This window comes from Streptomyces sp. URMC 123 (assembly GCF_051386515.1).
Taxonomy (GTDB): Bacteria; Actinomycetota; Actinomycetes; order Streptomycetales; family Streptomycetaceae; genus Streptomyces.
The window spans coordinates 1-8,754 of the sequence record NZ_JBPQTV010000274.1; the positions used below are offsets into that span (position 1 = coordinate 1).

Sequence of the window (8,754 nt, forward strand, 5' to 3'; positions counted from 1 at the left end):
GGAATAGCGCCCGCGTCCGCTCCAGAAGGAATGGCCCATTCCTGGCCAGTACATGACTGGATGTAATGCTGGTCTGTGCCTGGCCAGCAGCCCCCACGGGCCGGATGCGGTTCCCCCGGGCCAACACGGCGGCCACCCCGGCCGGAAGACGTTCAGCACCGCCTGCTACTGGAAAAGGCCCGCGAGGCACTGGAAGACGCGGGAATCCCGTCGGTCACTCTCACGGAAACGCCCGCCGGAGTGCTCATCAGCGCCACCGACACGGCCTATACCGGCCACCCGGAAGCGGTGGAGGCCGCGCCCCAGGCGAGTTGTCCAGGTAGCCGGCTTCGCCGGTCGCACGGACGCGCCGCACGCCCTCGCCAGCCGGCTCGCCCGGCGTCTGGCGAGCCAGACGCGGCCGGGCGGGCCGATCACTGCCCCGGTCGGCTGGCTGCTGGCCCGTGGCCTTCCGCAACGCCAGGAGGCGACCGCCACGGCCTGGGCCCAGGCCCGTACGTGGGCGCAGGCCGGCGCCCGGCATACCGCCGCAGCGAAGGCCCGTGCCAAAGCCGCAGCCGCGCAGCCGGCCCCCGCTGCATCGGCAGCGGCCGCCCTGCCCACACCACGGCCAGCCCCCTGGTTCCGGAGCCGACCGCCGCCGGCTTCCTTCCCCAGCTCGTCCTCCCGCACACCGTGCTGCTGTCCGCGCTCGCCCGCCAGGTGCCGGCCGCCCGCGCCTGGCGAGCTGGCGTTCGCGGCCCGGCTCGCTGCCGTCGAACCCGAGGCACCTGGTCCTGGGCCCGGGGGCGTACGTTCCGCCCGAGTGATCCCGGCGCGTCTTGGTCCGGCGATACCGTGGTGGGGCCCGCCCGTTCCGCGCCCTCCGGAGCCCTCGATGAGTTTCCTGAGTCAACCTCTAGGCCGTCGCGGGCTTGTCAGCGGCCGGTTTGATCTTGCCGTTGGCTTGGTGGATAGCGGAGTCGTAGCAGGTGCCGTCGCGCCAGCAGGCCCACATCACGCGCAGCCAGGAGCGGGCGAGGATGCGAGTGGCGTGGGGATGGCGCTTCTTCCGGTTTCGGGCCTCATTGTAGATCTTGGCGGCCCAGTCGCTGGTTAGTGGCGGCTATTGTCGGCGAAGGTGGTGATCGCGAGGCGCTCTGCGGTTGGCTGCGAAGCGGAAGCCCACCGAGCGGGACTTGCCGGAGGCGCGGGTGACCGAGACGACGCCGGTCTCGGCGATGAGTTGTTCGCAGCTCTGGGCGCGTTCCAGGAAGGGGCCGATCTCGCCGATGATCTGGGCCAGGTTGACCTTGCCGATGCGCGGCATGGAGACGAACAGCGAGGCGTAGGGGTGGATTTCGACCGCCTCAGTGATGGCCTTTTCGGCGGCGCGGATGGTCGCCCAAATGCCCTGGACGAGCTGGACCTGCATGAGGATGAGCTGCCTGGCGACGGGCTCGCTGAGGCGGGAGGCCGCGGCGGGGGCCGAGCGCAGGCGCTCGATGAGGACGGTGCCGGTTTGCCGCCGGAGTAGCCGCGGTGCTTGCACCAGGCTTCCAGCGGCCGGCGGTGAGCTTGGCTGCCGATCCGGGGGTGGGGCAACGCTCCAGGAAGGCCAGGGCGATGTCGCTGTCCAGGGTGGAGAAGAGGACCTTGCCGCCGGGCCAGTGTTCGTCCAGCAGGGCGGCGAGCTGGTTGACGGCGGCGACATGGGCGTGAATGTGGTCGGCTCGTTAGCGGGTGAGCGCCTGCAGGTCCAAGGTGGCCCTCTCGGTGGGCTCCAGGCGGGGCAGCAGGTGCCCGTCGGTGCGCAGGTAGTCGGCGAGCTTCATGCTGTCACCGGCATCGGTCTTGGCCTTGGAGGTGCCCCAGCGCGGGCGCATGGCGTGGAAGGCGTTGGGGTGGACCGGGACAACCGGGTGGCCGGCGGCGAGCGCCCGGTCGACGGCCAGGCCGCGGGTCGTCTCGATGGCCACCGGCAGATCGGCCGGGTCGCCATGCTTGCGCAGCCTCGCCAGGGCCTTGGCGAACCCCTCTTCAGTGTGAGCCAGTTCCCACCGGTCGACGCGTTTGCCGGTCTCGTCCATGACGCTCACGTCGTGGGTGTCGGTGGCCCAGTCCCAGCCGATGTACACGAAAGAAGTACTCCTGTGTCGTGCGCAGAGCACCTGCTCGGTGGTGAGGACGTCCGCCTGGAGCTCATTAATCGGCCCTCTGCGGGGCGTGTCCCTGAAGCCGATCAGACGGCCTCGGCCCGGTGGGGCCGGCGGAACTCATCGTGGCCGTCGAGCGGCTCGCGAACATGGCCGTGCACCCACCAGGACCGAGAGGTCACAACCCTACTCATGAGGGTTGCAGAAGGGATGGTCCCGTAATGAGCGAACAGCCGGCCCCCGCCGACACCGCCCGGCAGCAGCTGGACCCCGCGGCCGCCGAGGCCGTTCGCGCGTACGCCGCCCGCACCCGGGCCACCGCCGACCAGTTCGCCGGCGCCCTGGAGGAGAACGCCGCCAACGACCTGCCGTCGCTCGAGGAGTGCACCCCCTGGGAGGAACTGCGCGAGCAGCACCTCGCCCACCAAAGGGCCGACGTGGAGCTGAGGAAGTCCGACCTCGCCCGGTGGGCGGGCTACAAGCAGGAAGGCTCTGGCCGCACGCAGTACGCGAAGCTCGAAAAACTGCACGGCCCGATCACCGTCCGCGAAGGCGCGCCGACCAACTGAACGTCGAATGGCACCAGCACAACAGGGTGCCGGCCTGACTGCTGTGGCGTGGCCCCGGCGCTGGGGCCCGCGCCGGCCTGCTCGCACCGGGCTCGCTGCCACCAGCCACGCTGAGCCCGACGCGGCCGCCAGGCACGGCGACCTCACTCCAGGCCGTGCCTTCGTCGTGGACGGCGGCGGCCGCGCCGCCGGGGAGAGCGACGGTGGTGAGCAGCACCACGGTCACGTCCCGCCCGCGGTGAGCCACCGCAGGATGCCGTGGAGGGCGCCCTGTACAGCGTCCTCACTGCTCCGCAGGAGTCCATCAAGCAGACCGAGCCCGGGGTGCCCTTGCGGCAGACGAGCACGAGAGCCGCATCGTCGTCGCGGAGCGCCTCCGGGAGGATGCGCAGCGGCATCATCGGGCCCGTCGTGATGCGGGCGGCGCGCACCTCGCCGGCCGCCATGGCGCGGGGCCGGTGCCCGATCCGGAAGCGCCCTTCGGCTTGGTGTAGTCGCACTGTCCCATGGCTCCGCCGGCGACCGCGCAGAACACACTCCGACCAGCACGAAACGAAGCGACGCGCGCCGCCGCCACCGGCCGTGGTCGGTCGCAATGCGCTCCTGCACGACCGCGAGTTCTCCGGGGGCGAGGGCGGCGTCGCGTGGCCATGCCCATCTCGCAGACAACGCCTGCTCATGACCGCCGCAGGCCTTGCCGGGCCCACCGTGACCGCAGGGCACCGCAGGCCGGGCGCCGGCCGCGCCCGATAGGGGAGTTCGTGCGCCGGGCCCAGGAGATCCGGGGCCACCGCGGCCGGGTTGCTGGCCGAGTACAGCGACCACCGCGACGGCCGCGCGGCCTCCTTCTCCAGCTGCGGGTTCGCAGAGACCTGGCCGGGCACCGCACGCGACACCTACGTCGCCTCACCTCACGCCATCCTCTCAGCCACGGAACCGCCTGATCATGCCTGTTCACTGCCCGTACGGCTCCGTGCCGGATCTCGTGGACAGATACCAGGCGATGTCCGAGCCCCTTGGTAGCGTGCCGCGTCCGGCCAGCAAGATCACGAGGGATGGAAACAATGCAGGAAGTAGCACGTCACGAGGTCAGCGAACAGGCCGTGGCGAAGGCGCTCGAGGACATCAACGGACGAACCCGCGATCGATGGTTCTGGATGTGTCACGACGATCCGTCCCCGAAGAAGATCCAGGAGATGGGCGACGACCTCCTCGACCATGTCGCCGCCCGCACCCTCACCGACCCCGACCTCGACCTCGACGAAACATCGCATATCGTTCTGCGCACCGCCGCTGAGTGCTCTCTGGGAGTGCTGAGCATCGGCTGCTTTCCCGACGGGGACCAGGAGATCCTCTTCCCGCTCATCGGGGAAGGCCTCAGCAGCGAGGACACCGCCTTCGGCGACGCCGTGGTCACCGCCGGCCTCACCGGGCAGGCCCAGGCCCCCACCGCCCGTACGTGGCTCGATACGTTCGAGATATGCCTGGTCAGCGGTCTGATGTGGGAATGGCAGCGGGTGATCGGTCTGCTGCTGAGGATCGACTACGCCCCTGCGATCCGCAACGGTGTGCCGTACTCGAAGCTGACCTCGACGTCCGACCCGGCGGACCTCACGGCGATGGACGCACTGTGCCGGTACCTGACCGAAGCGGACGGTCATCTGCCGTGTGACTGGCCCACCGTGCCCCTGCGCAAGCCGAGCGCCGACGAGCGCGCCGAAGCCGCCCGGCAGTTGGACGCCCTGGGCGCGCTGACGGCTGACCAGCGCCTCCTGCGCGTACTCCTCGACGACGACCAGCGCGCCTTCGAGCAGGCCCTCGTGGCCCGGCTCACCGAGTACCGGGACAGCACGGACCGTGACCCGGCCATCAGGAGCCTGCTGCCGCTGGGCCCTCTTGCTCTGGCAGCCCTTGCCGTCCAGGTACACCGATGGGAGCTCAGTGTCCGGTCCGGCTACCTGCCGCGCAGCGTGCTGGGCTCCCCAGAGGCCCTGCGACGAGCGGCGAAGACGAACGTGAACACTTTCGGGGGCTGGATCGCTAAGGAGTGAGGGGGCGTCGCCGGGCCGGGGCGGCGTCCTCGTCCCAGCGCGGGGTGCTGGTCGCGGTCGGCGGCCGGGACGGCGAGCTCTACGCCAGCGGCAAGGCGCTGACCGATGCGTGGGTGGGCCGCTTGCGGGCGGACCAGTGCCCTACCCTTGCCGCCTCCGCCCGCCTGGCATCGGTCGCGCGTGCAGCCGCGACCGCAAGGGTCCCGAGGGCCGCCGTCCCTGGCTCATCGACGCGGGCGATGCCGCACGCGACTTCCCCCGGATCATCCAAGACCACGTTGCTATCGCAAGCGACGAGACCCTCGACGAGGAGGCGGTGTACCTGGCCCGCAAGGGGCTCCGGCCGTGCGGCGAGTTCTGGCCGGACCTGGCCGCGCATTACGGCATCGGCGAGAAGGATGCCGCTCGCTTCCATGCCGGCCTGATTGGCACCCGCGCTTACCCGTACCAGCACAGGCCTGACCAGGCCGCAGGGCGCCCGCTCGTCTCCGTCGAGCACGGGCTCGCCTAGCACCCCACAGTCGTCACCGCCGTCACCACCGACGCTGAGCTCGCAGCCTTCCCCGGATGTCGCCCCCGCGGCCGCGGCCGCTGAGGGCACCGTGCTGGTCGGCGCCCACCGGAAGGCCGCGTACGAACGCCGGACCGCGCTCCGCCGGCAGGTTCTCCACGAGCTGGCCGCCCTCGGTGAGGCCCGCGCCGAGGCCGAGCAGACCATGAAGGCCGCCCGCGCCGGCATCTACTCGCGTCTGCAGCCGGGCGTTCGCGTGGGAGGGCTACCCCGAGACGAGCGACGCCGAGCTGGGCAGGCTCGCCCGGATGACCCGCCAGGCTGTGAACAAGCTGCGCGGGCCGCTCGACGCGGCCGGCGCCGAAGAGGAGGCCATTCGTGCCTGATCCGATCAGCGGCAAAGGGGTTCGACGCCCCCTCGCCCGAAGCTCATGCCGAACGAGCTGACTCCGACAAATCCCCCGCCCCCTAGAGGGGTCGCCTCGGTCTCCACCCGCAGGTTCAGCCGTTCCAGCGGGACACCGGCGGGCGCGGAACGGAAGTTGAGGCTCGGGCGGCACGACGTTCCGCTCCCGATGTTGGTCTTCACGGAGCCGACCGGCAGCGGCGCGATGCGTGCGGTGCCAAAAACGGCGTTGAGAGCCGCGGCCTCGACGGGATCGCCGACCGGGATGCCGGTGTGGTGCAGTTCGACGTAGCCGACCGCGTCAGGGGCGACCCCGGCGCGGGCGTATGCGGCGCGAGGACGGCCTCTTGGGCGGCGGTGCTGGGCGTGGTGAGGATGGGGCCGTGCAGTCGGAGGGTTGTAGGACAAGCGGTTGGCGATGAGGCCACGCTGGAGACCCGGCATGGAGTGCCGGTCGATGCCCGCGGCACTCTCGCTGTTGGTGATCGCGCCGGGTCGGTACGGTCCGGAACCTCCTTGCTCGCTCCGTAGAGCGAAGGAGCGACGGTGTGAGGGTCGGGCGGCGTGGCGAGGAGCACTTCGCCGATGTCGGCGATCAGCCGAGGATGCCCCGCTGGTAGGCGACCGCCACCGCCGCGGCCCGATCCCTTACGTCCAACTTGCCGTAGATGTGGATCAGATGCGTCTTGACCGTCGCCTCGCTGATGAACAGCCCACGAGCGATCTCCCGGTTCGACGCGCCGCGCGCCACGTGCTCGAGCACCTGCACCTCGCGCGCGGAGAGCGTGTCGTCGACAGGCGGCGCGGCGGGGGCGCGCACCGCCGTGACGAGGCGTGAGGCGACCGCCGGGGACAACACGGTGCGGCCCTCCGCCGCCGCCCGGATGGCCGCGAACAGCTCATCGCGCAGCGCGTCCTTCAGCAGGTACCCCGTCGCCCCGGCCTCGATCGCGGGGAGGGTGTCGGAGTCGGTGTCGAAGGTGGTGAGCACCAGCACGCGGGCCCGTGCACCACGCCGGGCCAGTTCGGCGATGGCCTCCACGCCGCTGCCGGCCGGCATACGCAGGTCCATCAGGACGACGTCCGGGTCCACGCGCAGTGTCATCTCCACCGCCTCCGTGCCGCCGGACGCCTCTCCGAGCACGGTGAAGCCTTCCGCGGGCTCCAGTATGCCGCGCAAGCCGTCGCGCACCACCGGGTGGTCGTCGACGATCAGCAGGGTGATCGTCCCGTTGTTCTCAGCTTTCATAGGGCACCGACGGTACGCGTGCGGACACGGCAGTGCCCAGGCCTGGCTCGGACTCCACGGTCAGCTCCCCCGCCAGCCGCTCCGCGCGGGCACGCATGCCCGCCAGGCCAAACCCGGACGCGGTGTCGCGCTCGGGCAGGGCGGACGGGTCGAAGCCCTGTCCGTCGTCGCGCACGTCGAGCACGACCTCCTCGCCCATGTAGGACAGGGTCACGCCGACCCGGGTGGCCTTCGCGTGGCGTGCCGCGTTGGACAGCGCCTCCGCCACGATGCGCAGCAGCGTCGCCTCCACCTCCTCGTGCAGCGGCTTGTCGGAGCCGGTGAGAGTGAACTCGGCGCGCACGCCGGTGCGTTCGGACCAGCGGACGACGGTCGTCTTCAACGCCTCGGGCAGAGCGTCCTCGGCCAGTGCGACGGGCGCGAGGTTGGCGACGGCCCGGCGTGCCTCGCCGAGGCTGTGGCGGGCCAGCTGCAGGGCTCGTTCGGCGTGGACGCGGGCCGCGCCCTGTATCTGGGTGTCAGTGACGGCCTGGAGCTGGGCGATGACGCCGGTCAGGTCCTGGGCGACGGTGTCGTGGATCTCCGCCGCCAGCCGGCGGCGCTCGTCGGCGATCCCGGCCTCCCTCGCCTGGAGCAGGAGTTGGTCGTGCAGGGCGGCGTTCTCCACCAAGGCCCGCTCCAACGCGAGGTTGGTGTGCTCCAGTTCGCGGATGATCGCCACCCGCTTCCGGGCGCGGTCCTCCTCCTTCCCCGCGTCTTGCTGGACGGTCAGGAAGATGCCCATGTTGGCGGCGACCAGCATGCCGTAGAACACCCAGCTCGCCGTGTCGTCGGGCGGCAGACCCCCGAGCTGCGCGCCGGAGATCGTCGCGGCGGTGGCCAGCAGGCCGAGGGGAATCCAGCGGCGGGGCACCAGACGCTCGGTGTCGAAGCATCCGACCGCGGCGTAGAAGGCGCAGAACGGGTTCATCCAGGCCAGGCCGAACGCCAGGGCCGAGCGCAGCGCGTAGTACGCGGCGCTGGCCGCACTGGGGCCGGGCCGACTGCGTGCCACCCGGTCCCACCACAACTGCAGGACGAGCGCCGCGGCGGCGAGTATCCCCGCCGCCAACCACTCGGTGCCGTCCATGCCGACCAGGGACGAGGTCGCCGCGGCGAGCACCAGACTGACGCCGAGGAGGACGGGAGGGCTGAAGCGAAGGAGTAATCGCGGCTGCGCGTGGTGCGCGGCCTGCGGCTCGGTGGCAGGGAGGGATGCGTCGAGTGCCACGGCCTCAGTATCGGCCATGGCGTCCGGAGCGCGTGACACGTTCGTCACTCCCAGCGGAACCAGCGCGCGGCGGCCGCGGACAGCACCAGCGTCCACAGTGCCAGTACACCGAGGTGGATCAAGTCCGGCCAGTCGCCGGCGGTGGCCTGGTTCAGGGCCTGGGCTGCGGCGCCGAAGGGCAGCGCCTCCACGGTGTTGGCCATCAGGTCGGGCATCTGCTGGATGGGCATGTAGACGCCGGCTGCGAGCATCGCGGGGAAGAACACCGAGATGCTGACCGCCTGGGCGATCTTCGTGGTGGGGGACAGCGCGGAGATCAGCGCGCCGAGCGCCAGCACGCACACCACCGCCAGCAGCAGGGTCAGCAGGTAGCCCCCGACCTGGCTCGGCAGGGCGACGTCGGAGAAGATGCGCCCCACCGCGAGGGTGAGCACAGCGGAGATCAGCGAAGCGACGGCGTGCAATCCCACCTGAGCACCGAGAACGGCGGTGGGGCGCATCTTCTCCGACGTCGCCCTGCCGAGCCAGGTCGGGGGCTACCTGCTGACCCTGCTGCTGGCGGT

General features: G+C 71.2%; 9 protein-coding genes and 1 pseudogene. 4 read left to right on the forward strand and 6 right to left on the reverse strand.

Translation table 11 applies throughout. The features are described from left to right. The first annotated feature begins 75 nt into the window (after positions 1-75). Positions 76-933 carry a beta-ketoacyl synthase N-terminal-like domain-containing protein gene (locus ACSNOD_RS24455; RefSeq protein WP_436769196.1) on the forward strand — a complete coding sequence of 286 codons (858 nt, stop codon included), beginning with the start codon at positions 76-78 and terminating at the stop codon, positions 931-933. 172 nt (positions 934-1,105) lie between these two features. Here ACSNOD_RS24455 and ACSNOD_RS24460 read toward each other — a convergent pair whose 3' ends face one another. Together ACSNOD_RS24460 and ACSNOD_RS24465 are read right to left on the reverse strand one after the other, a co-directional pair. Further along, positions 1,106-1,531, reverse strand: a complete 426-nt coding sequence (locus ACSNOD_RS24460) for a transposase (RefSeq protein ID WP_436769197.1) — start codon at positions 1,529-1,531, stop codon at positions 1,106-1,108. Between the two features lie 184 nt (positions 1,532-1,715). After that, positions 1,716-2,117, reverse strand: coding sequence for an IS110 family transposase (locus ACSNOD_RS24465; protein WP_436769198.1), 402 nt, complete (start codon positions 2,115-2,117; stop codon positions 1,716-1,718). Positions 2,118-2,356: 239 nt separating this feature from the next. Between ACSNOD_RS24465 and ACSNOD_RS24470 the strand changes: the two are divergent. The 3 genes and pseudogenes from ACSNOD_RS24470 to ACSNOD_RS24480 form a co-directional block, all read left to right on the forward strand. Continuing rightward, positions 2,357-2,557: pseudogene (locus ACSNOD_RS24470) on the forward strand (hypothetical protein); the annotation flags it as partial. Positions 2,558-3,768: 1,211 nt separating this feature from the next. Continuing rightward, positions 3,769-4,755, forward strand: a complete 987-nt coding sequence (locus ACSNOD_RS24475; protein WP_436769204.1) for an immunity 49 family protein — start codon at positions 3,769-3,771, stop codon at positions 4,753-4,755. 136 nt (positions 4,756-4,891) lie between these two features. Next, positions 4,892-5,266, forward strand: a complete 375-nt coding sequence (locus ACSNOD_RS24480; RefSeq protein ID WP_436769199.1) for a hypothetical protein — start codon at positions 4,892-4,894, stop codon at positions 5,264-5,266. A gap of 391 nt (positions 5,267-5,657) precedes the next feature. On the opposite strand, the gene ACSNOD_RS24485 is transcribed toward ACSNOD_RS24480, so the two are convergent. From ACSNOD_RS24485 to ACSNOD_RS24500, 4 genes are all read right to left on the reverse strand, one after another. Beyond that, positions 5,658-6,116 carry a hypothetical protein gene (locus ACSNOD_RS24485; protein ID WP_436769200.1) on the reverse strand — a complete coding sequence of 153 codons (459 nt, stop codon included), beginning with the start codon at positions 6,114-6,116 and terminating at the stop codon, positions 5,658-5,660. A gap of 151 nt (positions 6,117-6,267) precedes the next feature. Continuing rightward, complete coding sequence (locus ACSNOD_RS24490; RefSeq protein ID WP_436769201.1) at positions 6,268-6,921, reverse strand: response regulator; 654 nt, start codon at positions 6,919-6,921, stop codon at positions 6,268-6,270. Then, positions 6,911-8,209, reverse strand: a complete 1,299-nt coding sequence (locus ACSNOD_RS24495) for a sensor histidine kinase (RefSeq protein WP_436769202.1) — start codon at positions 8,207-8,209, stop codon at positions 6,911-6,913. Before ACSNOD_RS24495 ends, ACSNOD_RS24490 begins: the two co-directional genes overlap by 11 nt. 26 nt (positions 8,210-8,235) lie before the next feature. After that, positions 8,236-8,691 carry an ABC transporter permease gene (locus tag ACSNOD_RS24500; protein WP_436769203.1) on the reverse strand — a complete coding sequence of 152 codons (456 nt, stop codon included), beginning with the start codon at positions 8,689-8,691 and terminating at the stop codon, positions 8,236-8,238. Positions 8,692-8,754 lie beyond the last annotated feature (63 nt).

Coding starts and splice junctions, on each gene's coding strand:
- ACSNOD_RS24475 (WP_436769204.1), top strand. CDS start 3,769: ATGCAGGAAGTAGCACGTCACGAGGTCAGCGAACAGGCCGTGGCGAAG.
- ACSNOD_RS24495 (WP_436769202.1), bottom strand. CDS start 8,209: ATGGCCGATACTGAGGCCGTGGCACTCGACGCATCCCTCCCTGCCACC.
- ACSNOD_RS24485 (WP_436769200.1), bottom strand. CDS start 6,116: ATGCCGGGTCTCCAGCGTGGCCTCATCGCCAACCGCTTGTCCTACAAC.
- ACSNOD_RS24490 (WP_436769201.1), bottom strand. CDS start 6,921: ATGAAAGCTGAGAACAACGGGACGATCACCCTGCTGATCGTCGACGAC.
- ACSNOD_RS24500 (WP_436769203.1), bottom strand. CDS start 8,691: ATGCGCCCCACCGCCGTTCTCGGTGCTCAGGTGGGATTGCACGCCGTC.